This window comes from Nocardioides sp. NPDC051685, assembly GCF_044453405.1.
In the GTDB taxonomy this organism is placed as follows: domain Bacteria; phylum Actinomycetota; class Actinomycetes; order Propionibacteriales; family Nocardioidaceae; genus Nocardioides.
Genome location: NZ_JBITCR010000014.1, coordinates 78904 through 103725 on the forward strand (window position 1 = coordinate 78904; position 24822 = coordinate 103725).

General features: G+C 70.6%; 23 protein-coding genes and 1 pseudogene. 14 read left to right on the top strand and 10 right to left on the bottom strand.

All coding sequences use genetic code 11. From position 1 onward, the window contains the following. The first annotated feature begins 15 nt into the window (after positions 1-15). The 3 genes from ACIA03_RS26925 (at position 16) to ACIA03_RS26935 (ending at position 4368) form a co-directional block, all read left to right on the top strand. On the top strand, positions 16-1644 hold the full coding sequence (locus ACIA03_RS26925; RefSeq protein WP_396988335.1) for a LuxR C-terminal-related transcriptional regulator: 1629 nt from the start codon (positions 16-18) through the stop codon (positions 1642-1644). A 106-nt stretch (positions 1645-1750) separates the two neighbouring features. Continuing rightward, complete coding sequence (locus tag ACIA03_RS26930) at positions 1751-3358, top strand: LuxR C-terminal-related transcriptional regulator (RefSeq protein ID WP_396988337.1); 1608 nt, start codon at positions 1751-1753, stop codon at positions 3356-3358. A 131-nt stretch (positions 3359-3489) separates the two neighbouring features. After that, positions 3490-4368 carry an alpha/beta fold hydrolase gene (locus ACIA03_RS26935; protein WP_396988339.1) on the top strand — a complete coding sequence of 293 codons (879 nt, stop codon included), beginning with the start codon at positions 3490-3492 and terminating at the stop codon, positions 4366-4368. 48 nt (positions 4369-4416) lie between these two features. On the opposite strand, the gene ACIA03_RS26940 is transcribed toward ACIA03_RS26935, so the two are convergent. The 5 genes from ACIA03_RS26940 to ACIA03_RS26960 form a co-directional block, all read right to left on the bottom strand. Then, entirely contained in the window at positions 4417-5406 is a 990-nt protein-coding gene (locus tag ACIA03_RS26940; RefSeq protein ID WP_396988341.1) for a mucin-2 protein, read from the bottom strand. 228 nt (positions 5407-5634) lie between these two features. Then, a complete protein-coding gene (locus ACIA03_RS26945; protein ID WP_396988343.1) occupies positions 5635-6537 on the bottom strand; it encodes a mucin-2 protein in 903 nt (300 codons plus the stop codon). 237 nt (positions 6538-6774) lie between these two features. After that, complete coding sequence (gene dusB, locus ACIA03_RS26950; protein ID WP_396988345.1) at positions 6775-7911, bottom strand: tRNA dihydrouridine synthase DusB; 1137 nt, start codon at positions 7909-7911, stop codon at positions 6775-6777. A 141-nt stretch (positions 7912-8052) separates the two neighbouring features. Further along, complete coding sequence (locus ACIA03_RS26955) at positions 8053-8736, bottom strand: hypothetical protein (protein ID WP_396988347.1); 684 nt, start codon at positions 8734-8736, stop codon at positions 8053-8055. An 80-nt stretch (positions 8737-8816) separates the two neighbouring features. Next, positions 8817-10217: a glycine--tRNA ligase gene (locus ACIA03_RS26960; protein ID WP_396988349.1), complete on the bottom strand. Its 1401-nt coding sequence runs from the start codon at positions 10215-10217 to the stop codon at positions 8817-8819. Positions 10218-10387: 170 nt separating this feature from the next. Here ACIA03_RS26960 and ACIA03_RS26965 point away from each other — a divergent pair, with 170 nt between their 5' ends. Both ACIA03_RS26965 and ACIA03_RS26970 read left to right on the top strand, forming a co-directional pair. Continuing rightward, a complete protein-coding gene (locus ACIA03_RS26965; protein WP_396988351.1) occupies positions 10388-11257 on the top strand; it encodes a hypothetical protein in 870 nt (289 codons plus the stop codon). Next, complete coding sequence (locus tag ACIA03_RS26970) at positions 11254-11580, top strand: hypothetical protein (protein ID WP_396988353.1); 327 nt, start codon at positions 11254-11256, stop codon at positions 11578-11580. The genes ACIA03_RS26965 and ACIA03_RS26970 overlap by 4 nt, the downstream gene beginning before the upstream one ends. A 13-nt stretch (positions 11581-11593) precedes the next feature. On the opposite strand, the gene ACIA03_RS26975 is transcribed toward ACIA03_RS26970, so the two are convergent. After that, positions 11594-12139, bottom strand: a complete 546-nt coding sequence (locus ACIA03_RS26975) for a GrpB family protein (RefSeq protein WP_396988355.1) — start codon at positions 12137-12139, stop codon at positions 11594-11596. An 8-nt stretch (positions 12140-12147) separates the two neighbouring features. Further along, positions 12148-12636 (bottom strand): hypothetical protein, encoded by a 489-nt coding sequence (locus ACIA03_RS26980; RefSeq protein ID WP_396988357.1) that lies wholly within the window; start codon positions 12634-12636, stop codon positions 12148-12150. Positions 12637-12763: 127 nt separating this feature from the next. On the opposite strand from ACIA03_RS26980, the gene ACIA03_RS26985 reads away from it, so the two are divergent. Then, on the top strand, positions 12764-13657 hold the full coding sequence (locus ACIA03_RS26985; RefSeq protein WP_396988359.1) for an aldo/keto reductase: 894 nt from the start codon (positions 12764-12766) through the stop codon (positions 13655-13657). 37 nt (positions 13658-13694) lie between these two features. Here ACIA03_RS26985 and ACIA03_RS26990 read toward each other — a convergent pair whose 3' ends face one another. Further along, complete coding sequence (locus tag ACIA03_RS26990; RefSeq protein ID WP_396988361.1) at positions 13695-14930, bottom strand: alpha/beta fold hydrolase; 1236 nt, start codon at positions 14928-14930, stop codon at positions 13695-13697. Positions 14931-15049: 119 nt separating this feature from the next. On the opposite strand from ACIA03_RS26990, the gene bioB reads away from it, so the two are divergent. The 8 genes from bioB to ACIA03_RS27030 all read left to right on the top strand — a co-directional run bounded on the left by bioB (position 15050) and on the right by ACIA03_RS27030 (position 22583). Then, positions 15050-16222, top strand: coding sequence for a biotin synthase BioB (bioB, locus tag ACIA03_RS26995; protein ID WP_396988363.1), 1173 nt, complete (start codon positions 15050-15052; stop codon positions 16220-16222). Then, positions 16203-17504, top strand: coding sequence for an adenosylmethionine--8-amino-7-oxononanoate transaminase (gene bioA / locus ACIA03_RS27000; protein WP_396988365.1), 1302 nt, complete (start codon positions 16203-16205; stop codon positions 17502-17504). The genes bioB and bioA overlap by 20 nt, the downstream gene beginning before the upstream one ends. A 1-nt stretch (position 17505) precedes the next feature. After that, the gene (locus ACIA03_RS27005) at positions 17506-18624 is read left to right on the top strand and encodes an 8-amino-7-oxononanoate synthase (RefSeq protein WP_396988367.1); all 1119 of its coding nucleotides are present in this window, start codon (positions 17506-17508) and stop codon (positions 18622-18624) included. 115 nt (positions 18625-18739) lie between these two features. Further along, a complete protein-coding gene (gene bioD, locus ACIA03_RS27010; protein ID WP_396988369.1) occupies positions 18740-19387 on the top strand; it encodes a dethiobiotin synthase in 648 nt (215 codons plus the stop codon). An 11-nt stretch (positions 19388-19398) separates the two neighbouring features. Further along, positions 19399-20361 (top strand): metal ABC transporter substrate-binding protein, encoded by a 963-nt coding sequence (locus ACIA03_RS27015; RefSeq protein WP_396988371.1) that lies wholly within the window; start codon positions 19399-19401, stop codon positions 20359-20361. Between the two features lie 38 nt (positions 20362-20399). Further along, complete coding sequence (locus ACIA03_RS27020; protein ID WP_396988373.1) at positions 20400-21170, top strand: metal ABC transporter ATP-binding protein; 771 nt, start codon at positions 20400-20402, stop codon at positions 21168-21170. After that, positions 21170-22189 carry a metal ABC transporter permease gene (locus tag ACIA03_RS27025; protein WP_396988375.1) on the top strand — a complete coding sequence of 340 codons (1020 nt, stop codon included), beginning with the start codon at positions 21170-21172 and terminating at the stop codon, positions 22187-22189. The genes ACIA03_RS27020 and ACIA03_RS27025 overlap by 1 nt, the downstream gene beginning before the upstream one ends. After that, positions 22176-22583 (top strand): Fur family transcriptional regulator, encoded by a 408-nt coding sequence (locus ACIA03_RS27030; RefSeq protein ID WP_396988377.1) that lies wholly within the window; start codon positions 22176-22178, stop codon positions 22581-22583. The genes ACIA03_RS27025 and ACIA03_RS27030 overlap by 14 nt, the downstream gene beginning before the upstream one ends. A gap of 137 nt (positions 22584-22720) precedes the next feature. Here the strand turns inward: ACIA03_RS27030 and ACIA03_RS27035 are convergent, their stop codons facing one another. Continuing rightward, positions 22721-23509 carry an isoprenyl transferase gene (locus ACIA03_RS27035; RefSeq protein ID WP_396988379.1) on the bottom strand — a complete coding sequence of 263 codons (789 nt, stop codon included), beginning with the start codon at positions 23507-23509 and terminating at the stop codon, positions 22721-22723. 154 nt (positions 23510-23663) lie between these two features. After that, positions 23664-24821, bottom strand: a pseudogene (locus ACIA03_RS27040) (YibE/F family protein); the annotation flags it as partial. Position 24822 lies beyond the last annotated feature (1 nt).

The following is a 24822-nucleotide window of genomic DNA, read 5'->3' on the forward strand; positions in this document are numbered from 1 at the left end:
CGCGACAATGAGCCCATGGGTGACGGAATCGGACGCGCACGCGAGGCGTTCAACCGACAGGCCTGGCGGCGGGCGTACGACGAGCTGTCCGCGGCCGCGGTCGCGGAGCCGCTGGAGGTCGACGATCTCGAGCGGCTGGCGTCCGCCGCGTATCTCGCCGGGCTCAGCGACGAGAGCCGGTCCGCCTGGATCAGTGCGCACGAGGAGTGTGCCCACCTCGGCGACGTCGCACGGGCGGTTCGGTGCGCCTTCTGGCTGGCTTTCGGGCTGTTGAACGCCGGCGACCTGTCGCGCGGAGGCGGTTGGGTCGACCGCGCGCAGCGGCTGTTGGACGACCGCAAGATCGACTGCGTCGAACGCGGTTACCTGCGTTACGCGGCGGGGCTGCGCGCGGCGTTCTCCGGTGACGTACGCGCCGGGCACGAGGCGTTTCACGCGGCGGCGGAGACCGGCGTCCTCTTCCGGGACCCCGAACTCGCAGCGCTGGCACGGATCGGCGAAGGCAGGTGCCTGATCTGGCTCGACCGAGTGGACGAAGGTGTCGCCCTGCTCGACGAGGGGATGGTCGCCCTCGAGGCCAACGACGTCTCGGCGATCGCGATCGGCGATGCCTACTGCACCGCCATCGAGGGCTGCACCGAGCTGTTCGATGTCCGCCGCGCCCACACGTGGACAGCCGCACTGAGCCGCTGGGTCGACAGCCAGCCAGAGCTCATGCTGTACCGAGGTCAGTGTCTGATCCATCGCGCCGAGATGCTGTACCTCCGCGGCGACTGGGACGCCGCAGCCGATCAGATCGAAGAGGCTTACCGCCGCCTGGCCGGTCCGGTGGGGCAACTGTCGCGGGGCGCCGCCGCGTACCTGAAGGGCGAACTGTGCCGGCTCCGTGGCCAGGACAGCGCCGCCGAGGCCGAGTTCCAACTGGCCAACGAACTCGGTCGCGATCCGCAGCCCGGGCTCGCGCTGCTGCGCCTGGCCACGGGAAAGGTCGAGGCGGCCGCCGCGTCTATCCGGAGGGCATATCACGAGGCCGGTGACCCCATGTCCCGCGCGCGACTGGCTGCCGGCTACGTCGAGATCACCCTCGCCGACGGTGATGTCGCCGCCGCGCGATCGGCCGTCGAGGAGCTTGGCACGGTGGCAGGCAAGCTCCGACGGCCCCTGGCGACCGCGCTGCACCTACAGGTCCTGGGTGCCGTGCTGCTGGCGGAGGATCAGCCCGCACCCGCCCTGTCCGCCCTACGGCAAGCGTCGGCCGGTTGGCACGAGCTCGAGGCGGCCTACGACGCCGCCCGCACGCGGCTGCTGATCGCGGCTGCGTGCCGAGCGGTTGGCGACGACGACGGCGCCGAGATGGAGCTCGCCGGTGCCATCCCGGTCTTCGACCGCCTGGGCGCGGTCCGCGACGCAGCCGCTGCCAGGGCGGGGCTGCACCTCGCAGCCCGGCCGTCCAACGGTCTGACCAACCGCGAGGAAGAAGTCCTGGCCCACATCGCCAGGGGGCTCACCAACCGTCAGATCGCCGAGCGTCTCGTCGTCAGCGAGAAGACCGTGGCGACCCACGTCGGCCACATCCTCACGAAGCTGGACCTCCCCAACCGAGCCGCCGCCACCGCCTACGCGTACGAACACGGCCTGCGCTGACCGACCAGCGTCGACGAGTTCCTCCGGCCTCAGAGCGACGCGTCGGTGCGGAAGGGTCAGGCCCCGTCCGCGATCGATAGACTGCTGTTCGTCGATGGGACGGGCGATGAACGAAGCGGCGGACATCCTGGGGCTGGCGCAGCAGGCTCACAGGGCACACGACTGGGCCGAAGCCGCGGCGCGGTTCAACGCCGTCGAGGACGAGCGGCTCACCGCCGACGACCTCGCCGCCTATGCGGATTCCCTGTGGTGGCTCGGCCGGGTCGAGGACAATCTGCGGCTGGAGGCCGCGGCGTTCGAAGCCTTCGTGAGCGACTCCCGGTCGGCCGACGCCGCGTGGGCCGCTCTGCGCCTCGGGATCTTCCACATGGGCCGGGGCGACGTACCAGGGGGCATGGGATGGATCGGCCGGGCCGGGCGCCTGCTCAAAGAGCTCCCGGAGTGCCCCGCGCACGGTCTGCTGATCCAGGTGACCGAGGTCGAGCCGAGGCTGCAGGCAGGGCAGCCGGCGGCCGCGGTCGACGCGGCCCGCCGGATGCAGGACCTCGGCAACCGCTTCACCGAACGCTGGTTGGTGCTGCTGGGCCTCAACTGCGAGGGACGCGCGCTGATCCGGGCCGGCCAGGTCATCGACGGACTGGCGTTGCTCGACGAGGCCATGATCGCCGCGCCAGGCAGCGGTCTCGCGCCGTTCATGACGGGCACCCTCTACTGCCACACGATCGCTGCCTGTCACGAGGTCGGCGACCTCCACCGGATGACCCGCTGGACCGATCTGACCGAGCGCTGGCTGTCCACGCTCGCCGCTGTGGGGGTCTTCGGCGGGCTGTGTGCCGTCCACCGGGCGCAGCTCCACCTCCTCCACGGCAGCTGGAAAGAGGCCGAGCGCTCTGCGCAGAAGGTCGTGGCGGACGTTGCGATGCGGGTCGACTACGTCGCCGAGGCCTGGTACGTCATCGGCGAGACTCGCCGGCTGCGAAGCGACCCGACCGCCGCCCAGGCCTACGGCGAGGCGCACACCCGTGGTCGGGATCCCCAGCCGGGTCGAGCGCTCCTGCAGCTCTCCGGAGGCGACGCGGCAGGGGCCGCGACAGCGGTGCTCACCGCGGTGACCGCGGTCGGCGACGACCCGTTGCGGCGGGCGCCGCTGTGCGCCGCCGCGGTGGAGATCGCGCTCGCCGCAGGGCGACTCGATGACGCGAGGGCGGCCGCGTCAGAGCTCGCGGAGACCGCGACGACGTACGCCACCTCGGGGCTGGAGGCGATGGCGGCCGCGGCGCGTGGGGCCGTGCTCCTGGCCGAGGGCGGTGCCCAGGAAGCCCTCCCGGTGCTACGCGACGCCTGCCGGCGCTGGCACGAGCTGGGTGCGGCGTACGACGCCGCCCGCACCTGTGCTCTCCTGGCCCGGACCTATCGAGCCCTCGGCGACGAGGTGTCCGCGGCGGCGGAGACCGAGCAGGCGGAGGCCGGATTCGCACGCCTGGGTGCGACTCCGCCGTCGCCCACCCCTCCCGACGGGTTGAGTCGGCGCGAGTGTGAGGTGCTGACCCTGGTGGCGGACGGCCGCTCCAACCGCGAGATCGGCGAGAGCCTCTTCATCAGCGATCGCACGGTCGCCCGGCACCTGACCAACATCTTCCACAAGATCGGGGTCACCTCCCGGACCCAGGCGGCCCGCTACGCCATCGACCACGGACTCGGCGTGACCCGATGAAGCGGCTACGTAGAACCGCGTAGCCGCCGCCGCAAGTTGGTCAATCGCGCCGATGCGGGCCGGTCGCCGCGCGACCGAGCATCGCTGTAGACGCGCCGATCCGCGGCGCATGCATGAGGAGCGAGATCACCATGACCGACACGAGGGTTCACCGAGCGGTGTCCGCCGACGGCACCGAGATCACCGGACGAGTACAGGGCGGCGGGCCGGCGCTGGTCCTGGTCCACGGCGGCATCGGCGACGGCGAGATCGCCTGGGACGCGATGCTGCCCCACCTCACCGACCGGTTCACCTGCTACCTGCCGAGCACCCGCGGCCGCGGCCTGTCCGACGACAACCCCGACCACTCGCCGGCGCGCCTGGGGGACGACGTGACGGCGTTCGTCGACAGCATCGGCGAGCCGGTCCACCTGGTCGGCTGGTCGGGCAGCGGGGCGTGGGTTCTGGGTACGGCCGAGCGCAGCGACGCCGTCGTCACCGTCTCGGTCTACGAACCGACCATCGTCCCGCTGATGGGGCCGGACGACCTCTCCCGAACGCTCAGCACACTCGAGGGGATGGGCGTGGCGGTGGCTGACGGCCGACTTCGCGACGCGACTCGGGCATTCGCCTCGTGGATCTGCACCGAGGAGGAGATCACCGCCCTGCAGCGTACGGACTTCTACGAGAGGTGGGCGGACAGGGTGCCGGCGATGCTCCGGTTCGTCGAGCAGGACGGGTCGTACGTCGGGCCCCGGTCCACCGATCCCGACCAGCTCGCCCGGATCACCGTGCCGGTGCTGCTCCTGCTCGGCCAGCAGACTCGGCTGCGGCAGTTCTTCGCCGCGGCGGCGGAGTTCATCGCCCGCCACGTCGCCGACTCGCAGGTTTGGGAGCTGCCTGGGGCCGGGCACTTAGCACCGGTGCTCGCGCCCGAGTCGGTCGCCGACGAGCTGATCACGTTCTTCGAGGCCTTGCCCGCCGAGTCGGCTCGAACTGACCACAAATCCCGCCGAGTCGGCGCGTCATGACGCGCCGACTCGGCGGCGTACTCGGTCAGGACGAGCCGGCTCGGCGATTCAGTTGACCGCTACGTGCACGTGGTCGTAGTGGTTGGCGGTCGGGTCGCCGCGGTCCTCCATCAGCCGCCAGCCCTCGTCGGCGCGGACCGGCGTCCAGATGCGCTGGTACCAGATGATGTCGTAGATGTTCAGCTCCGCGGCGTGCTCCTGGACGAAGGCGGCGATGGCGTCGCCGAGCTCCTTGTCGTCGGTCATGAAGTCGAGCGCCTTGCCGTCGGCGTGCTCGCCGTGCGGGTCGTAGCCGTAGGTGGTGCCCGAGGCGACCGCGGGGAACGCGTTGCAGACCGCGCGGTAGAGGTCGACCGCGTCGGGGACCAGGCCCACCTCGACCGAGGCGTCGCCGCAGGCGGAGAAGTCCAGCCCTGCCGGGGCGTCCTCCGACGGTGACGGCGAGGGCGTCGGGGTCGGCGTGGGTGTGGGCTCGGGCGGTGGTTCGGGCTCGCTCCGGCCGAGGTTGCCCTCCGGGATCCAGACCGGGGTGCCCTCCAGGACGATCTCCTGGCGGCCGCCCTCGTCGCGCCCGGTGTAGTAGACCGCACGACCGAGCTTCAGCACACCGAGCTCCTTGGCGCGCTTTCCGTACGACGCGTAGACGGTGACATCCTCCTGGACGTAGCGCAGCACCGCCTTCTGGGCACCGCCGCTGACCGAGGTCGGCCGCTCGATCAGCGACTCGATCGTCGGGACCTGGCTCAGCGCGTCGGTGGTCGCCCCGGCCTCACGGTCGCCGCCGCGGCTGACCGTCGTCTCCCGGCCCGTGATCTCCCGGCGGTCGTTCGACATCCGGATGTCCTCCCGGGTCGTCGGGAGCGCCGGGATCTTCGCCACAGCCTGGGCCTCGGCCTCGATACGCCGCTCGGCCGGCGTGGGCAGCCGGAGCCCGGACCTCTCCTCCACCTGGGAGATCACGGTGCCGGGGTTGGCCGCGGCCGCCCCGGCGGCCATCGCACCGCTGGTCGCGAACGTCACGATCCCTGCGGTCGCCACGGCATTCTTGGTTCTACGGACAGCTCGATAATCGCCTCTGTGGCTGGTGGCCACTGCGCAATCCTTCGCTCGACTACGTGGGGGGCACCGAGTCAAGCACACACCTGTGGGGGTATCCCACGATCGTCCGGAGACTTTTGCGAAGTTGTTGATCGACCGAAAGGCCAAGAACGCAGGTCGGCCCGAGCTGTTGGAGCCCGGGCCGACCTGCGTACGAAATCAGTCTCGTCAGTTGGTGGAGACGTGGACGTGGTCGTAATGGTTGGCGGTGGTGGACCCGCGGTCCTCCATGTAGCGCCATCCCTCCGAGGCACGCACCGGCGTCCAGATCCGCTGATACCAGATGATGTCGTAGAGATTGAGCTCCGCGGCGTGCTGCTGCAGGTAGGCGGCGATCGCGTCACCGAGCGCCTTGTCGCCGGTCATGAAGTCGAGCGCCTTGCCCGAGGAGTGCTCGCCGTGGGCGTCCCAGCCACCGACGGTCATGGAGGCGACCTCGGGGAAGGCGTTGCAGACCGCGCGGTAGACGGTGACGGCGTCGGCGACCAGGCCGCTCTCGACCGAGGAGTCGCCGCAGGCCGCCGTGCTGACACCCGCCGCGACGCCGGTCGTCTCGGGCTTCTCGTCGGTGAGGTGACCGGTGGTCACCCAGGCGACCTCGCCGTCGTAGATGATCTCGTCACGGCCCGATTCGGTGCGGCCGGTGGCGTAGACCACCTCACCGGCCTCGATCTCACCGGCCTGGGTGGCGTGCTTGCCGTAGGCGGACCACAGGTTGAGCGTGTCGTCGGTCCAGCGCTTGAGCGCCTTGGCGGTGCCGGTCTCGACCTGCTCGGGACCCTTGGTCAGCGTCTCGACCGAGGAGACCGACTCGCGGTCGCCTCCGTCACGGCTGACGACGGTCTCACGACGGTCTCCGGCGACGCGGGCGTCGTCACGGGTGCTCGGCACATCGGCCTTGGTCGAGGAGAGGGAAGCGCCGGCGCTCTTGGCGATCAGGGAGGTCGGCTCCGCGAATGCGGCTCCGGCGCCGACTGCGACGCCTGTCGCGAGGACCGCGACCCCTGCGCTGGCAACTATTGATTTGGTCTTACGGACGGCCCGAGTGTCGCCTCTGTGGCTGCCGGCCACACGCAATTCCTTTGCTCGACTACATGGTCTGTGCCCGAGCGTTTCCCACGGTTTCAACGCATGAAACTCGTCGAGGGTTGTGCTGGTGGGGGCTCGGCACGCCCATGAGTACAGCACACACGAGAGGGGGTATTCCAATTCCCTTACCGAGTTTTTGCGTTGTTTTGTACCTGTCGGGCGACTGATTCCGAAGCCTTGAAACGGCCATTCGGACCCATCCGAACAGGCCCCGGAGCCTCAGCCGCCGGAGGTCTCCGAGACGTTCTCGGCGAACCCGCAGCCACGCCCGTCGGCGTCGTCCAGCCACCCCTCCGGAAGGACCACCTTGTCGCGCGGCGCACCCTGCCGCCCACGCGGCGCACCCAGCTGTGACGAGGGAAAAGGCTCGTTCCGGTCGAGCTGGGCGAGCATCGTGTCGAGGTCGGCGAGGCTGTTCACCAGACCGAGGGTCCGGCGTAGCTCGCCACCGGCCCCGAAGCCCTTGAGATACCACGCGATGTGCTTGCGGATCTCCTTGCAACCGCGCTCCTCGCCCATGTGCTCGCAGAGCAGCTCGGCATGGCGCCGCATGATGTCGGTCACTTCACCCAGCGTGGGCAGCACCTTGACACTGTCACCGGCGAATGCAGCCGCCAGATCACGGAAGAGCCAGGGACGCCCGAGGCAGCCGCGGCCGATGACGACACCGTCCACACCGGTCTCCTCGACCATCCGGATCGCGTCGCCGGCTTCCCAGATGTCGCCGTTGCCGAGCACCGGGATGTCGACGGAGGCCTGGAGCTCGGCGATGGCGTCCCAGTCGGCGGTGCCGGAGTAGGCCTGGGCGACCGTACGCCCGTGCAGCGCGATCGCCGCGGCGCCGCTCTCCTGGGCGATCCGCCCGGCATCCATGTAGGTCAGGTGGGCGTCGTCGATGCCCTTGCGGGTCTTCATCGTCACCGGTACGTCGTAGGGCTCCGCCGCCCGCACGGCGTGCTCGAGGATCTCGCCGAGAAGACCGCGCTTGTAGGGCAGGGCTCCCCCGCCGCCCTTGCGGGTCACCTTGGGCACCGGGCAGCCGAAGTTGAGGTCGACGTGCGCCACCCCGTAGTCGGCGCAGAGGATCTCGGTCGCCTTGCCGACGTAGACCGGGTCGGTGCCGTAGAGCTGCACGCTGCGTACGGTCTCGGCCTCGTCGAAGACGAGCATGTCCTTGGTGTGCTGGTCGCCCTCGACCAGGCCGCGGGAGGTGATCATCTCGCAGACGTAGAGACCCGCGCCCTGCTCGGCGCACAGGCGCCGGAAGGCGGCGTTCGTGACACCGGCCATCGGCGCGAGCACCACAGGGGTGTCGACGGTGAGGCTGCCGAGCTTCAGGGGGCCGGGGAGAGACATGCCTCCCATTGTCCGGCGGATGCGTACGGACGCGCGAATCGGTGATTCCTTGTCACGGCTGGGTCTCGACCCGCTTCGCGGGTTCGCAAGCTCACCCGCTGCACTCGCTCGGCCTCCTCGCGTTTCCGCGGGGTTCGTTCCTCACCCCTCGGAAGGCTCGGATGGGGAGCGGGAGGGCTTGGGCGCGACGTACGGCGTCGGCTCGCTCTCCCAGGTGATCGGGTCGAACTCCTCGTAGGGCCGGAAGCTCACCCCGACGAGCTTGCCCTGGTCGGGGACGAGCATGACCAGGCAGACGTTGACGCTGGCGCCGGGAGCGAACGGCTTGGGGAAGGTCTTGGGGTCACAGGGCTTGAACGGCTCCTTGAACGCGGCCGCCTCGACCAGGTTGCCCTCGTCATCGAGGCCCCACAGCGGCACGTCGTAGCCCCCGAGGTCGGTCTCGCCTTCGTTCTTGATGGTGGCACGTACGAAGTAGGGAGCACGCTCCAGCGTCGCCTCGTCGAGCTTCCAGCCGGAGAAGGTCTGCTTGTAGGAGGTCGACTCGAGCTTCGCGACGGTGATCGAGAGCTTGCCGTCGACACCTTCCTTGGGCGCCCACTCGACCGTCGCGGTCTCACCGAGCCTGCGGTCGGCGCCCGGCTCGGTGAGCGCACCGGGCGACGGCTCGACCGAAGCCGAGGGCGAGGACGACGCAGAGGCGGAGGCGCTCTCGGATGCCTTGGGCGGATTCGTCCTCGGCGCGGTGCCGCTGCACCCCATCAATGACATGGCGATGGCCGCACCGGTGACGGATGCGGCGAGTACGGACCCCGCTCGTTGCATGGGGACATCCTGCCCCACCCGTCTGGGAAGGGTGCGACAGGATGCCCCACGCAACGCTTACGGCGCGGTAACGGTCCTGCTCAGGCGCCGATCAGACGCTCGGCGAAGTAGCGGGTCACACCCTCGAGCGGGATGCGCTCCTGCTTCATGGTGTCGCGCTCGCGGATGGTGACCGCGTTGTCCTCGAGGGTGTCGAAGTCGACGGTCACGCAGTACGGCGTACCGATCTCGTCCTGGCGGCGGTAGCGCTTGCCGATCGACTGGGAGTCGTCGAAGTCGACGGCCCAGTTGGCCCGCAGCTCGGCCGAGAGCGCCTTCGCCTTCGGGGAGAGCGCCTCGTTGCGGCTGAGCGGGAGCACGGCGATCTTGACCGGCGCGACGCGGTGGTCGAGACGGAGCACGACCCGCTTGTCGACACCGCCCTTGGCGTTGGGCGCCTCCTCCTCGGCGTACGCGTCGACGAGGAAGGTCATCAGGGCACGGGTCAGGCCGGCCGCGGGCTCGATGACGTAGGGCAGGTAGCGCTCGTTGTTGGCCTGGTCGAAGTACTGCAGGTCGGCGCCGGAGTGCTTCATGTGGGTGCCGAGGTCGAAGTCGGTGCGGTTGGCGATGCCCTCGAGCTCACCCCACTCGCTGCCGGGGAAGTTGAAGCGGTACTCGATGTCGACGGTGCGCTTGGAGTAGTGGCTCAGCTTCTCCTTGGCGTGCTCGTAGTGGCGCAGGTTGTCGGGGTTGATGCCGAGGTCGGTGTACCACCGGGTGCGCTCGTCGATCCAGTACTGGTGCCACTCCTCGTCCTCACCCGGCTTGACGAAGAACTCCATCTCCATCTGCTCGAACTCGCGGGTGCGGAAGATGAAGTTGCCCGGCGTGATCTCGTTGCGGAAGCTCTTACCGGTCTGGGCGATGCCGAACGGCGGCTTCTGGCGGGTGCTCGTGACCACGTTGGCGAAGTTGATGAAGATGCCCTGCGCGGTCTCGGGACGCAGGTAGTGGAGGCCGGACTCGTCCTCGATGACACCGAGGTGGGTCTTGAGCATGCCGGAGAACTCGCGCGGCGGGGTCCAGGCGCCCCGGGTGCCACAGTTGGGGCAGGCCACGGACTCGTTGATGTCGACGTCGTCAGGGTTGGGGAGACCCTTCTTCTCCGCGTACTCCTCCTGGAGGTGGTCGAAGCGGAACCGCTTGTGGCAGCTCTGGCACTCCACCAGCGGGTCGTTGAAGGTCTCCACGTGGCCGCTCGCCACCCAGGTCTGGCGGGGCAGGATCACCGAGGAGTCGAGGCCGACGACGTCGTCGCGCTGCTGCACCATCGCCTTCCACCACTGGCGCTTGATGTTCTCCTTGAGCTCGACACCGAGGGGGCCGTAGTCCCAGGCACTCCGGGTGCCGCCGTAGATCTCGCCGCAGGGGTAGACGAATCCGCGCCGCTTGGCGAGGGAGACGACGAGGTCAAGGGTCGATGCTGGCGGCTTTGCCACGATGAATGCTCTCTGCTCGAGGTGAGCCCGGCCGGCTGCCGGGCCTGGTGGTGAGGGGCTGTGCTTGGGGGATCGGGTAAATCGTATCCGTGGCGTCATCTTGTTATGTACGCCGCCCGCGGGGCCAATTCGCTCGGCGTTCCGGACCTGTGCCGATAACGTCGCTGGGCATGGAGTCGAACGCGCGTCGCCTGTGGAAGCTGCTCGAACCGATCCATGCGGTGGGCTACTTCTCCCCCGAGCCGATCGCCCTGCTCAAGGAGGCCGGCTACCGCGGCTACTGGATGGGCTACTTCGCCGCCCGGTCCGCTCCGTTGGGGGCTGTTGCGCCGGAGGTGGTGCACGCGGTCTTCTACAACTTCGCCTTCTCACACGTCTCCCGCGCACTGCCCGACGCCTGGGATTTCGCTCCGCCGGAGGTCGCTCACGATGCCCGGCGCTCCGGCTCGGTCGCCGCGCTCCGCCGTCAGCTCGGGCCGCTCGTCGACTCCGACGACGTCGCTCGGGCCGCCTCGCTCGCCTCGCGGGCCGCTCTCGGCGCCCCGCTGGAGGGCCGGCCCCTGTACGCCGCGCTGCGCTCGCTCCCCGTCGCCGAGGACCCGCTGACCCTGCTGTGGGGCGCGGCGACGCTGCTTCGGGAGCATCGCGGCGACGGCCACGTCGCCGCCCTGCTGACCGCTGGGATCGGTGGCCGCGAGTCCCACGTGTTCCACGCCCTCGCCACCGGCCTCTCCCCGTCGGTCTACGCCACCTCGCGCAACATCCACGAGGCCGAGTGGTCCGCCCTCGTCTCCGGCCTGCGCTCCCGTGGGCTCGTCACCGACGACGGCCGCTCCCTCACCGATGCCGGGCGGGAGACCAAGGCCGGGATCGAGTCGAGGACCGATGAGCTCGCTGCCTCTGCGTACGCGTCGCTGGAGCCGGCCGAGGTCGAGGAGCTGATCACCCTGCTGCGCCCGCTGACCAAGGCAGTCATCGCCTCCGGTGAGATCCCCGGCCAGTCGCCGATGGGCCTCGACCTCGACGACCTCGACCGATGAAGGACCTCGACCCCCGCCTCCACCCGATCCTCGGCCTGGCCGAGGAGGCGGCCGCGCGCCCGGAGACCGAGGCCGACCTCGAGACCCTCCGGGAGATCTTCGTCGAGGCCGCGATGCTCCTCGACCTCGGCAACGTCCTCGACGAGCTCGACGCCCATGACGCCGAAGCCGTGGTCGCCGGTCTGTGTGCCGACCTGCTCGCCGGCGACCCCGCCGCGAGCATCCGGGCACATGCGGAGCTGACCCTCGCCGACACCTCCTTGCACGATCCCGAGGCGGCCGCCGTGGCCTACCGGATGGCCGCCCACGCCCTTCGCCTCTGACCGAGCACGGTCGTCAGCGGCTCGGGTCGTTGAGGGAGAGGATCTGGCGACGCTCGTCGTCGGTCAGGTCGGAGGCGGCGAGGATCTTCTGGAGGACGTCGGACTTGCGGGCGAGGTAGGTGTCGATGTCCATGTCCGGATCGGCGGAGAGGGCGAGCTTGACGGCGGCGTACTCGTCACGGAGGTCGTCGCGGCGGCGCAGGATGTCGCGCACGGCGAGGTGGTTGCGTACGTTCATGGTGCCGGCCGCGCAGACGTAGACGTGGCGCCGTGGATCGTCGTCGGGGGCATGGAACGCCTCGCGCCCGGCGACGCCGAGGTCGCCGCGGTGGCGGTAGCCGATGCGTACGAGCGCCGCGACCGCCGCGGACAGGTCCTCCGGCGCGACGATCACGTCGATGTCGAGGATGGGCTTGGCCGCAAGTCCGGGGACCGACGTCGAGCCGACGTGCTCGACGATCGCCTCCGGGCCGTCCGTCAGCGCCTTCCTCAGCGTCTCGGCGACCTCCTCGAAGCGACTCGCCCACGCAGGGTCGTACGCCACGACCTCGATGCCCACGGTCCGCCTCAGCCTTCGATGACGGCGGTCCGGGCGCCTGCCCGTCCGGGCAGGTGGGTGACCCGGTCGGCAACGAGGCGGGCGACGACCTCCGAGAGCGTGAGGACGAGCACGGCGGGGGTGGCGGCGGCGACCAGGACCGCTCCCCCGACCAGCGGGTGCCCGGAGAGGTCGAACAGCACCCACGCGAGCCCGGTCGTACCTCCGGCGAGGAACACCAGGACGGCGGCGCCGGCGAGGATGCCCTTGATCCCGCGCACGGCTCGGACGGCGATCGCTGCGGGTGCGGCGACGGCGACACAGATGGCCCCGGCGAGGGCGGCGAGCAGCACGAGCACCGGCCCCGCGAGCGGTCCGCCCAGCCCCATGTCACCGAACGCCGCGACGATCAGGAAGCCGAGGTAGACCACGGCAGCGAGCAGCGGGTAGGCGAGCCACGAGATCGCCAGGGTGAGTGCGAACGAGGCGGTGCGGATCGCGATCGCAGGCAGGCTCATGGGTCAATGATGCCGGAGCCCGACGCCGCAGGCGCGAGGTATGGATGTCTCGTTGGTCAATCGAGGTGTCCGCGGACCGCCGCAGACGAGTGGATCTCAAGCCTGCTTCAGCTTCTAAGATCTCGGCATGAGCCAGATCGCGACCGCCGGCCCCATCCAGCTCGGCCGGCAGGGGTTCGGTGCCATGCGGCTGCGCGACAACGAGTCGGGCGACCCGGACCGGGACCCGTTCCGGGTCGTGAACACGGCCCTGGACGAGGGAGTCGCGATGATCGACACGGCTGAGCTGTACGGCAACGAGGAGCTGGTCGGCCGCACGATCGCCGGCCGACGCGACGAGGTGGTGCTGGCCAGCAAGTTCGGAGTCGTCCGGACCGACGGCCGTCCCGATGGCCCTCCCGACGGCTTCGAGGTGCGAGCGGACGCCGGGCAGGTTCGGCGCTCCTGCGAGGCCAGCCTTCGCCGACTCCGGACCGACCGGATCGACCTCTACTACCTGCACCACCGCAGCGAGACGGTCCCCATCGAGGAGACGGTCGGAGCGATGGCGGAACTCGTGCGGCAGGGAAAGGTCGGCGCGATCGGGCTCTCGAACGTCACCGCCGAGGATCTCCGACGCGCCCATGCCGTCCACCCGGTGGCGGCGCTCCAGGAGCATTGGTCGTTGGCCGAACGCACGGTCGAACGTGACCTCGTGCCGGCCGCCGCCGAGCTGGGCGTCGCGCTCGTCGCCCACTCGCCCACGTCGCACGGTGTGCTGCACGGTGCCACGGACGACGCGGCCCCGGCCGACGAGAAGCAGGTGGTCCTCCGCGAGATCGCCGCAGCGCACGGGGTGTCGGCAGGTCAGCTCGCGATCGCGTGGGTCCACAGCCGCGGGCCTCTGCACGGCCTCGAGGTGGTGCCGTTGCCCGGGACGACGCGCGCGGGCCACGTTCGCGCCAACGTGGCAGCCGCAGGGATCGTCCTCGGCCGCGACGAGATGCAGCGACTGACCACGGCCTGGCTGCCGAAGACCTGACCGCCGCGGCCACCCGCGCGCAGGCCTCTCCGGACGATCAGACGCGCCCGCGGACCATCCCGATGAGGCGGTCCAGGACCTCCTCGGGGGCGACCTGGACGCCGTTGTGGAGGTGGGCGTTGGTGATCCACGAGCGCAGGGTGGGGACGAGGTCGGCGGTGGCGAGGGAGTGCTCGCGCAGGACGTAGGGGTCGTCGTAGTAGACCGCTGCGGCGCACGGCACGTCGACGGCGGCGAGCGCGCTCGGGTCGTAGAGGCGGGGCCACTCGCGCTCGGCGAGCAGGTCGGCGGCCTCGGCGAAAGGAGCCAGCAGCGGATCCTCGCTCAGGTGCCACGGGAAGAGGTGCTCGGCGGTGAACAGCGTCGGATCCTCGTACGCCGCCGGCTGGACCCGCGCGGAGGCCCAGCGCGTCGCCTGGCCATCGGCGTAGCAGGCCTCGTGGACGAGTACGTAGAGCGGCGAGTGTCCGCTGAACGGCAGCAGCGACGCGACCTCGTGCCCGAACCCGAGGCCCGCCGGGTCGCGCTCGAGGAGGTAGTGGATCCGCTCGGAGCCGCCCGTCATCCCGAGCAGGCTGCCGATGGAGCGGGCCTGACGGGACGAGAGCACCCCGCCGTGCGGGAGCCGGACCTCACCGGCGTCACAGCGCTCGACCAGCGCCCGCATCCGGTCGCGGTCGCCCGGGAAGCGCGCGTAGTGGCGCTCGGTGAGCTCGATGGTGCGGGCGAAGGTCGCGGCGTAGACGTCGTCGACGGGCAGGCCCACCGGCGGCACTCCCCCGGTGAACAGCACCTCGCGCAGCGACTCGGGATGGGTCGAGAGGTAGCGCAGCGAGCAGAAGCCGCCGAAGGACTGGCCCAGCAGCGACCACCGCTCGATCCCCAGGTGGTCCCGGAGGAGCTCGGCGTCCTCGACGATCGAGTCGGCGCGGAAGTGGGCCAGGTGGTCGGCCTGCTCCTGCGGACTCATCCCGGTCATCGCGGTGAGCGGCGTCGACCGGCCGGTCCCCCGCTGGTCGAGGAGGATCACCCGATAGTCCTGGAGCGCCCGCTCCAGCCAGCCCGGCACCATCGGGAGGTCGATCGGGCGCGGACTCTCCCCGCCGGGCCCACCCTGGAGGAAGAGCAGCGCGTCCCGGTCGTCGCGATCGCCCGGCCGGCGCACCTCGCGGGCGAAGACCGTCAGCGTCTCGGAGCCGCCGCCGAGATGGTCCAGCGGCACCTCGATCTCGTGCTCGATCAGGACCAGTCCGGGGATCGTCTCGATGCGCACGGGCCGATCGTAGTGCCGGTCCGATGGACGTCGGCGTTGCGGTACCGGCCGACACAACCTAACCTGAACACCGTTCAACTGAACGACGTTCAGGTAGCCATCCCGAGGAGACTCCCCGCATGACGACAGCCTTCGACCAGCTTGCCGACCGGATCCTGTCCGGCGGGGCCGCGACCGCCGAGGATGCGGTGGCGGTGCTTCGTACGTCCGACACGGAGCTGATGAGCGTCGTCGCCGCGGCGGGGCGGCTGCGGCGCGAGCACTTCGGCAACACCGTGAAGGTGAACTACCTGGTCAACCTCAAGTCGGGGCTGTGCCCGGAGAACTGCAACTACTGCAGCCAGGCGCTCGGGTCGCAGGCGCCGGTGCTGAAGTACTCCTGGCTCTCCAAGGACGAGACCCTCGAGCAGGCCGGCGCCGGGCTGCGCGGTGGCGCCACCCGGGTCTGCATGGTCTCCTCGGGCCGCGGACCCTCGGACCGCGACATCGACAAGGTCGTCGAGATGACCTCGGCGCTGAAGGATGCGCACGAGGGCGTCGAGGTGTGCGCCTGCCTCGGACTGCTCAAGGGCGGGCAGGCCGAGCGGCTCAAGGCGGCCGGGGTGGATGCGTACAACCACAACATCAACACCGCCGAGTCCCACCACGACAACATCGTCCAGACCCACACCTACGAGGACCGCGTCGACACCATCGGCAAGGCCAAGGACGCCGGCCTCTCGCCGTGCTCGGGCCTGATCGCCGGGCTCGGCGAGACCGACGAGCAGCTCGTCGAGGCGCTCTTCGCGTTGAAGGAGCTGGATGCCGACTCCATCCCGGTGAACTTCCTGATGCCGTTCGACGGGACGCCGTACGAGAACACCTGGGAGCTCTCCCCCGCCCGATGCGTGAAGATCCTGGCGATGGCGCGCTTCGTCTGCCCCGACAAGGAGATCCGGATCGCCGGCGGCCGCGAGATGCACCTGCGCTCGCTGCAGGCCACCGCCCTCCACATCGCCAACTCGATCTTCCTCGGCGACTACCTGACCTCGGAGGGACAGGACGCGCTGGCCGACCTGGAGATGCTGCGCGACAACGGCTTCATCATCCTCGGCATGGACGAGACCGCGTTCGGCGAGCTGATCGAGGAGCACCGCGCCAAGGCCGCCGCCCGGGTCGCGGGTGGTTGCGGCAGCAGCTGCGGCGACGGCTGCGGCGGGACCTCTGGCGGGGCCTGTGGTGGTCACGACGAGCAGGACGGCCCGGTGATCCGGCGCCGCGGAGCGGGGACCGATGTCGCTGCCAACGCTTGATCTTGATCGAGGCACCGATCTGCTCGCCTTCGACCGCGAGCACATCTGGCACCCCTACACCTCGATGACCGACCCGGCGCCGGTGCGGCTCGTCACCGGCGCCGAGGGCGTACGCCTCCACCTCGATGACCACGGCGAGCGCCTCGAGGTCGTCGACGCGATGTCGTCGTGGTGGTCGGCGGTCCACGGCTACCGGGTGCCCGAGCTGGACGCCGCCCTGGCCGAGCAGGCCGGCCGGATGGCGCACGTGATGTTCGGCGGCCTGACCCACGCCCCGGCGATCAACCTCGCCGAGCGGCTCGTCTCGATCACACCGGAACCCCTCCAGCACGTCTTCCTCGCCGACTCCGGGTCGGTGAGCGTCGAGGTCGCGATCAAGATGGCGCTGCAGTCCCAGCGCGGCCGCGGGCGACCGGAGCGGACCCGGCTGCTGACCGTGCGCGGCGGCTACCACGGCGACACGTTCGGCTGCATGAGCACCTGCGACCCGGTCGGCGGGATGCACTCGATGTTCACCGAGATGCTCGCCCCGCAGGTTTTCGCCGAGCGTCCGCCGGCGCCGGGTGGCGACGTGGAAGCCTGGGCCGACGGCGTACGCCTGGTCGCGGAGGCCCACGCCGACGAGCTCGCCGGGATCATCGTCGAGCCACGGCTCCAGGGCGCGGGCGGGATGTGGGTCTACGACGACCGCTGCCTGGTCGTGCTCCGCGAGATCGCAGACGAGCACGGGCTGGTGCTGATCTTCGACGAGATCGCCACCGGGCTCGGCCGCACCGGATCGCTGTTCGTATCGTCGCAGGTCATCCCCGACATCCTCTGTCTCGGCAAGGCGCTCACCGGTGGCTACATGACCCTGGCGGCCGTGCTGACCACCTCCGAGGTCGCGCACGCGATCTCGCGCAGCGAGTCCGGTGTGCTCATGCACGGCCCGACCTTCATGGGCAACCCGCTCGCCTGCGCGGTGGCGCTGGCCTCGCTCGACCTGCTGGCGGCTCGGGGCTGGGAGCAGGACGTCGCCCGGATCTCCGGCGCACTCTCGGCGGGCCTCTCCCCTCTCGCCGGACGGCCGGGCGTCAGCGACGTCCGCGTCCTCGGCGCCGTCGGCGTGGTCCAGCTCGACCATCCGGTCGACGTCGCCAAGGCGACCGATGCCGCCCTGCGCGAGGGGGTCTGGATCCGGCCGTTCCGCGACCTGATCTACACCATGCCTCCCTACGTCACCGGCACCGACGACCTCGCCCGCATCTGCCGCGCCGTCGCGGCCGCCGCGGAGGTGGCCTGAGATGAGCTGGCAGACCTGGCTGGACGCGGCGGCCACGGCACGGGAGGAGGCCGGGCTGACCCGGCGGCTGCGGCCGCGCGGCCCTCATGACGATGTCGTCGACCTGGCCGGCAACGACTACCTGGGGTTGTCGGGACATCCCGACGTACGCCGAGCCGCGGCCGAGGCGGCGATGCTCTGGGGCGGGGGCGCGGGTGCGTCCCGGCTGGTCACGGGCACCTTGACGCTGCACTGCGAGCTCGAGACCGAGCTCGCCGACTGGCTGGGGCAGCCGGGGGCGCTGACGTTCTCGAGCGGCTATCACGCCAACCTCTCGATCGTCAGCGCCCTGGCCGACAGGAGCGCTCACGTCGTCTCCGACGCGCACATCCACGCCTCGCTGATCGACGCCGTACGGCTCTCCCGCGCCCAGCTCACCGTCGTGCCGCACAACAACGTGACCGCGGTGCGCGCGGCGCTGGCCGCCCGGCCGGGCGTACGCACCCTCGTGCTCGCCGAGTCCGTCTACTCGGTGCTCGGCGACGAGGCACCGCTCGTCGAGCTGGCCGAGGTGTGCGCGGCGTACGGCGCCCTGCTGGTCGTCGACGAGGCGCACGGCGTCGGCGTGCACGGGCCGGGGCTCGTCCACCGCCACGGGCTCGCCGGACGACCCGACGTGCTCGTCACCGCGACGCTCTCCAAGAGCCTGGGCAGCCAGGGCGGGGCGGTGCTAGGACCGCGAGCGGTCCTCGACCATCTGGTCAACACCGCCCGGCCGTTCATCTTCGACACCGGCCTGGCGCCCGCCTCGGCCGCCGCGGCGCTGGCCGCGGCACGGGTCGCGCGGTCGCGCCCGGACCTGGCCGGCACCATCCGCGCTCGCGTCACCGGGCTGGCCAAGACGCTCGGGATCCCGGCCCCTGCCGGCGCGGTGCTGTCGGTGCCGATGGCGTCGCCCGAGGCTGCGGTCGCGGCGCAGGCGGAGCTGCTCACCGAGGGCGTACGCGTCGGCTGCTTCCGCCCACCGTCGGTCCCCGACGGCGTCTCCCGGCTGCGGGTCACCGCCGGGGCGGGCGTCACCGACGAAGACTGGGACCGGGCCGCCAAGGCCATCGACACGATCGTGGGTGAGGTCCGGTGAGCGAGCGGCGGAATGTTCACCGAGGTAACTCGGTCAGCGCTCACTTCCTTCGCGGAACTCCACGAAGGAAGTGCATCGACACCGAGGTAACTCGGCCGGCATCCCGAGGCACGGCATGACCGGGCGGGTGGTGATCGTCACCGGCACCAGCACCGGCGTCGGCAAGACCGTCGCGACGGCGACGCTGGCCTCCCGGGCGCGGACGAACGGCGAGAAGGTCACGGTCGTCAAGCCGGTCCAGACCGGCACCGACGACGGCGACTGCGACGCCGCCGAGATCCAGCGGCTGACCGGGATCGAGGTCCACGAGCTGACCCGGCTCGGGGAGCCGCTCGCACCCGACACCGCGGCCCGGCGGGCCGGGGTGAAGATCCCGCCGGTCGCTGCGTACGCTCCGACGATCTCGGCCCTGACCAGGGACAACGATCTCGTCCTCGTCGAGGGCGCCGGCGGTCTGCTGGTGCGCCTCGACACCGACGGCGGCACCCTCCTGGACCTGGCCGACGCGCTCCTCGTGGGTGGCACACCGACATCGTTCGTCGTCATCACCTCGGCCGGCCTGGGCACCCTCAACCACACCGAGCTGACCGTGGCCGCGCTGCGCGCCCGCGGATACGAGCCCGACGGGCTGATCATCGGCTCCTGGCCGGGCGATCCAGGGCTCGCCGAGCGATGCAACCGCATCGACCTGCCCCGGGTGACCGGCGTACCCCTGCTCTTCGGCATCCCGGAAGGAATTGACAACCATTCTCAACTAAGCTGAGAATGGTTCTCATGGCCCCCACGATCCGCTACGCCGGTGTCTTCGCTGCCGGCGCGCTCCTGCTCACCTCCGGCTGTGCCGCCCTCTCCGACGACTCCGGTTCCTCCGGCTCGGACTCGGGGAAGGTTCAGGTCGCGGCCGCGTTCTACCCGTTGCAGTTCGTCGCGGAACGCGTGGGCGGTGACCTCACCGACGTCACCGGTCTCACCAAGCCGGGCGTCGAGCCCCACGACCTCGAGCTCAGCATCAACCAGACCGCGGCGCTGCAGAGCGCCGACGTGATCCTCACCGAGCACGGCTTCCAGCCCGCCGTCGACGACGCGATCGAGCAGGACGTCAAGGGTGACGTCGTCGACGTCGAGAAGGTCGTCAAGCTCCGCCCCGCCGAGGAGGGCGGGGACGAGCACGGTCACGAGGAGGAGGCCGCCTCGGGCGAGGAGGAGCACAGCCACGGCGAGTTCGACCCTCACTTCTGGCACGACCCGGCGCTCATGGCCGACTACACCGAGGCCGTACGAGCCGCGCTGGCCAAGGCCGACCCGGACAACGCCGAGACCTACGCGGCCAACGCCAAGGCCCTGACCGAGGACCTCACCGGGGTCGACGAGGAGTTCAAGACCGGGCTGGCCCAGTGCAAGATCAAGGATGTGGTGGTCTCCCACGACGCCTTCACCTACCTGGACAAGTACGGCCTGGAGTTCGAGCCGATCGCCGGCCTGACCCCCGACGCCGAGCCCAACCCGGCCCAGCTCGCCGAGATCGGCGAGCACGCCAAGGAGCACGACGTGACCACGATCTTCTCCGAGCGTCTGGTCAGCCCGGCGCTCGCCGACACCCTCGCCGGCGACCTCGGCCTGAAGACCGCCGTGCTCGACCCGATCGAGGGGCTCTCGGCAGACACCGAGGGAGAGGACTACCTTTCCCTCATGCGGCAGAATCTCGACGCCCTGAAGGCGGCCAACGGTTGTCAGTGAATCCCAACGGGAAGAGAACAGTCCCGGCCGATGTCCCCGTGCAGCTCCTGCACGGGGATGTCGCCCTGTCCGGGCGCCCCGTCCTGCGCGAGGTGGACCTGACGGTCAACCGCGGTGAGTTCGTCGCGCTGATGGGTGCCAACGGCTCCGGCAAGTCGACGCTCGTACGCACCCTGGTCGGCCTCAACCCGCTCTCGGCCGGTCGCCTGGAGCTCTTCGGCCGCGCCCTGGGCGGCTTCCACGACTGGTCCCGGGTCGGCTACGTCCCGCAGCGAAGCACCGCCACCGGTGGCGTACCCGCCTCGGTGTGGGAGGTCGTCGCCTCCGGTCGGCTCACCCACCGCAAGCTGCTGCGGCCGCTGCGCAGCGCCGACCGGGCCGCGATCCGGGCCGCGCTCGAGGTGGTCGGGATGGATGCGTACGCCAACCGCGGAGTCGCCCAGCTCTCCGGCGGTCAGCACCAGCGGGTGCTGATCGCGCGGGCGCTGGCCGGCCGTCCCGAGCTGCTGCTGCTCGACGAGCCCACCGCCGGCGTCGACCTGCCCAACCAGCATGCGCTGGCCGCGGCGCTCAGCCGGCTCAAGGACGACGGCGCCACCATCGTGCTGGTCGCCCACGAGCTCGGGCCGCTGGCTCCGCTCGTCGACCGGGCCGTCGTCATGCGCGACGGGCGCAAGGCGTACGACGGTCCGCCGCTCTCCGACGCCGACGTCCACGCCCAGGGCTTCGACGCCGGGCACGTCCACTGCGACGACGCCTCGGCGCCCTCGGTGAACCCCGCGGTCCCCACCCCACTGAAGGAGCTGTGATGACACTCCTCGAACTCTTCTCGGTCCCGTTCATGCAACGGGCCCTGATCGCGGCGTTCCTCGTCGGGATCGCCGCGCCCGCCGTCGGCACCTACATCGTCCAACGCCGACTGGCCCTGATGGGTGACGGCATCGGCCACGTCGCCGTCACCGGCGTCGCGATCGGTCTGTGGACCCAGACCTCCCCGACCTGGACCGCGGTGATCGTCGCGATCGCCGGCGCTGTGGTCATCGAGGTCGTGCGCGAGCGCGGCCACGCCGAGGGCGACGTCGCCCTGGCGATGCTCTTCTACGGCGGGCTCGCTGGCGGCGTCTTCGTCACCGGGCTCGCCGGCACCGGCGCCTCCCGGCTCCAGGAGTTCCTCTTCGGCTCGATCCTGACGATCTCGGTCGACGACCTGCTCGTGACGATGGCACTCGCGGTCGTACTGATCGTGATCTGCGTCGGCCTCTCGCCGCAGCTGTTCGCGGTCTCCCAGGACGCCGACTACGCCAAGGTCGCCGGGCTGCCGGTGCGGTTCTACTCGATCCTGGTCGCCGTGCTCGCGGCCCTGAGCGTGGTGATCGCGATGCGCACCGTCGGCCTGCTGCTCGTCTCCGCGCTCATGGTCGTGCCGGTCGCGATCGTGCAGCAGCTGACCCGGTCGTTCCGGATGACGCTGCTCGGCGCGATGGGCGCGGGGCTGGCCGCCTCGGTCGGCGGGCTGGTGCTGGCCGCTGCGCTCTCCCGCACCGGCGCCAACGTCCAGCCCGGTCCCAGCATCGTGCTGGTCGCACTGGCCGGCTTCTTCATGGTCTGGCCGCTCGGCGCCTGGCTGCGCCGCCGGCGGGCGCTCGTCGCTCCGTTCCCGGAGACCTCGCCCGAGGAGAAGCCCGTCGACGAGGCCCACCCGCACCATCACGGCGAGAAGTGCGGCCACGTCGCGGTCGAGCACGGCGACCACGTCGACTACATCCACGATGGGCACCGGCACGCGGCGCACGTCGGCGCGGAGGGAGAGCACTATGACGAACACTGACCCTTTGGCGACTGATCCCCCCAACACCTTGCGCCCCACCAAGCAGCGGCTCGCGGTGGCCGAGGCCCTGGAGACGTACGACGGCTTCCACTCCGCCCAGGAGATCCACTCCCGCCTCGACGGCACCGTCGGCCTGGCCACCGTCTACCGGACGCTGACCGCGCTGGCCGAGGCCGGTGCCGTCGACGCGATGCGCTCCGAGGACGGCGAGACCATCTACCGCCGCTGCTCCGACACCCACCACCATCACCTGGTCTGCCGCCAGTGCGGCCGCACCGTCGAGGTCGAGGGCCCCGCCGTCGAGCGCTGGACCAAGACCATGGCCGAGGAGAACGGCTTCACCGACGTCTCCCACACCCTGGAGATCTTCGGCACCTGCACCGACTGCCGCTGATCCCTCCTCCCCGAGAGGTCAGTTTCTGGCGCCGAGAGGTCAGTTTCTGAGCGCGAAAGGTCAGTTCTTGACGCCGACATCTCGGCGTCAAAAACCGACTCCTCGGCGTCAAGAACTGACGCCTCGGGGAGGGTGGGTCAGACGGGGTTCGGGAGGGCGCCGCCGTAGCGGCGGTCCCGGGAGGCGTACGTCTCGATGGCATGCCACAGGTGGCGGCGGTCGACGTCGGGCCAGAGCACGTCGGTGAAGACGAACTCGGAGTAGGCGGCCTGCCAGAGCATGTAGTTGGACAGCCGCTGCTCGCCGGAGGTGCGCCAGATCAGGTCGGCGTTGGGGAGCTCGGGGACGTAGAGGTACTTCTCGATCGTCTTCTCGGTGATCTTGTCCGCCCGGAGACGACCCGCGGCGACGTCCTCCCCCATCCGGCGCATCGCGTCGGTGAGCTCGGCACGGCCGCCGTAGTTGACGCACATCGTCAGGGTGCACACCGTGTTGTGGCGCGTCAGCTCCTCGGCGACCTTGAGCTCGTTGATGACCGACTTCCACAGCCGTGGCGCGCGGCCGGCCCAGCGCACCCGGACGCCGAGCTCGTTCATCTCGTCGCGGCGGCGGCGGATGACGTCGCGGTTGAAGCCCATCAGGAACTTCACCTCGTCGGGCGAGCGCGACCAGTTCTCGGTCGAGAACGCGTAGGCCGAGATGGCCTTCACGCCGATCTCGATGGCACCTTCGACGACGTCGAAGAGCGAGGACTCACCCTCTTCGTGGCCCCTGGTCCGGGGGAGGCCACGCTCCTTGGCCCATCGGCCGTTGCCGTCCATGATGATCGCCACGTGCTCCGGGACGAGGTCCTTGGGGACCGGGGGCGGGGTAGCCCCGGACGGGTGGGGTGTTGGGGTACGGACCGGCTTGCTCACGAGGTGCAACCCTAGTCGGACGATAGCCAGGAGGCGGCTGCGGCCCGGGAGGCTGCGGCCTCGGCGGCTGCGGCCTGGGCGGGGGCAGCGGGCGCCGGGGCGCGTCGTACTCCATCTCCTCCGGGCGTCCGGCCGGGCCGGGGACGGTCATCGCGCCGATGATCGTGGTGATCGGCATCGCCAGCACCACCCCGATGCCCGCGGCCATGGTGGCGACGATCTCGCCGGCCATCTGCTCGGTCGTCAGCAGCGAGAAGAAAGTGCGGTCGTAGAGCTGGATCACCAGCAGCAGGGTCAGTGCGCTGCCGACGTAGGCGAACACGATCGTGTAGATGGTCGAGGCGACATGGTCGCGGCCGATCCGCATCGCACCCCGGAAGACGTCCCAGCGCGACGTGTGCGGGCCGGCGGCGCGCAGCTCCCACACCGCGGAGGCCTGGGTGATGGTGACGTCGTTGAGCGCACCGAGACCGGCGATGATCACCGCGGCGACCAGGAGGCTCTGCAGGTCGAGCGCGGTGTCGAGCGAGGAGAGCGTCTGACCGCTCTCCGAGCCCAGGCCGGACAGCCGGCTCGCGCCGATCGCGAAGGTGCCGATCAGCGCGGTCACCGTGACCCCGGCCAGGGTGCCGGCGAGCGCCACCGACGTACGCACCGAGAGTCCGTGGGTCGTGTAGAGCACCACGTAGAGGATCAGCACCGAGGAGACCAGCGCGACCCACGCCGCGGGCTCGCCGGAGAGCAGCGCGGGCAGCAGGAACAGCCACACCACCGCCCCCGCGAACCCCAGGCCGAGCACCGCCATCAGCCCGCGCATCCGCGCGACGGCCACGACGCAGACCACGAAGAGACCGACCAGCAGGAGCAGCGGCGGTCCGCGCTTGACGTCGAAGAAGGCGTACGCCGCCTCCCCCTCCTTCTCGGTGCGCGAGAGCTCCACCTGGTCACCGGCCTCCAGCCCGGAGCGGGCCATCGGCGTCGAGATCTTGACCGCCACCTCGGTGCCGGTGTCGGGTCCGCTGGTGAGCTTCGCCGTCGCGGTGTCGCAGCCCTCCGGCTTCCCCTCGGCGGTGCACGGCTCGGAGACCGAGATCACGTCGGCGGTCTCGAAGACGACGCCCTTGGCGATGAACTGCTGCGATCCCTGGAGCTTGTCGACGGCAGCGCTGTCGGGCCACCAGATCGCGACCCCGACGACGGTGAGGACGGCGACGAGCACCAGCGAGCCGACCAGCACCGTCCGCGGCAGCGACTCGACCTCCACCTCGGCGTCGTGCCCGCCGTGCGAATGACCGTGCGAGTGGCCGTGGGAGTGGCCCATC

What these genes read in the sequence shown, in the direction of transcription:
- ACIA03_RS26925 (WP_396988335.1), top strand. Translation starts at nt 16, where the DNA reads ATGGGTGACGGAATCGGACGCGCACGCGAGGCGTTCAACCGACAGGCC.
- ACIA03_RS26930 (WP_396988337.1), top strand. Translation starts at nt 1,751, where the DNA reads ATGAACGAAGCGGCGGACATCCTGGGGCTGGCGCAGCAGGCTCACAGG.
- ACIA03_RS26935 (WP_396988339.1), top strand. Translation starts at nt 3,490, where the DNA reads ATGACCGACACGAGGGTTCACCGAGCGGTGTCCGCCGACGGCACCGAG.
- dusB (WP_396988345.1), bottom strand. Translation starts at nt 7,911, where the DNA reads ATGTCTCTCCCCGGCCCCCTGAAGCTCGGCAGCCTCACCGTCGACACC.
- ACIA03_RS26955 (WP_396988347.1), bottom strand. Translation starts at nt 8,736, where the DNA reads ATGCAACGAGCGGGGTCCGTACTCGCCGCATCCGTCACCGGTGCGGCC.
- ACIA03_RS26965 (WP_396988351.1), top strand. Translation starts at nt 10,388, where the DNA reads ATGGAGTCGAACGCGCGTCGCCTGTGGAAGCTGCTCGAACCGATCCAT.
- ACIA03_RS26970 (WP_396988353.1), top strand. Translation starts at nt 11,254, where the DNA reads ATGAAGGACCTCGACCCCCGCCTCCACCCGATCCTCGGCCTGGCCGAG.
- ACIA03_RS26980 (WP_396988357.1), bottom strand. Translation starts at nt 12,636, where the DNA reads ATGAGCCTGCCTGCGATCGCGATCCGCACCGCCTCGTTCGCACTCACC.
- ACIA03_RS26985 (WP_396988359.1), top strand. Translation starts at nt 12,764, where the DNA reads ATGAGCCAGATCGCGACCGCCGGCCCCATCCAGCTCGGCCGGCAGGGG.
- bioB (WP_396988363.1), top strand. Translation starts at nt 15,050, where the DNA reads ATGACGACAGCCTTCGACCAGCTTGCCGACCGGATCCTGTCCGGCGGG.
- bioA (WP_396988365.1), top strand. Translation starts at nt 16,203, where the DNA reads ATGTCGCTGCCAACGCTTGATCTTGATCGAGGCACCGATCTGCTCGCC.
- ACIA03_RS27005 (WP_396988367.1), top strand. Translation starts at nt 17,506, where the DNA reads ATGAGCTGGCAGACCTGGCTGGACGCGGCGGCCACGGCACGGGAGGAG.
- bioD (WP_396988369.1), top strand. Translation starts at nt 18,740, where the DNA reads ATGACCGGGCGGGTGGTGATCGTCACCGGCACCAGCACCGGCGTCGGC.
- ACIA03_RS27015 (WP_396988371.1), top strand. Translation starts at nt 19,399, where the DNA reads ATGGCCCCCACGATCCGCTACGCCGGTGTCTTCGCTGCCGGCGCGCTC.
- ACIA03_RS27025 (WP_396988375.1), top strand. Translation starts at nt 21,170, where the DNA reads ATGACACTCCTCGAACTCTTCTCGGTCCCGTTCATGCAACGGGCCCTG.
- ACIA03_RS27030 (WP_396988377.1), top strand. Translation starts at nt 22,176, where the DNA reads ATGACGAACACTGACCCTTTGGCGACTGATCCCCCCAACACCTTGCGC.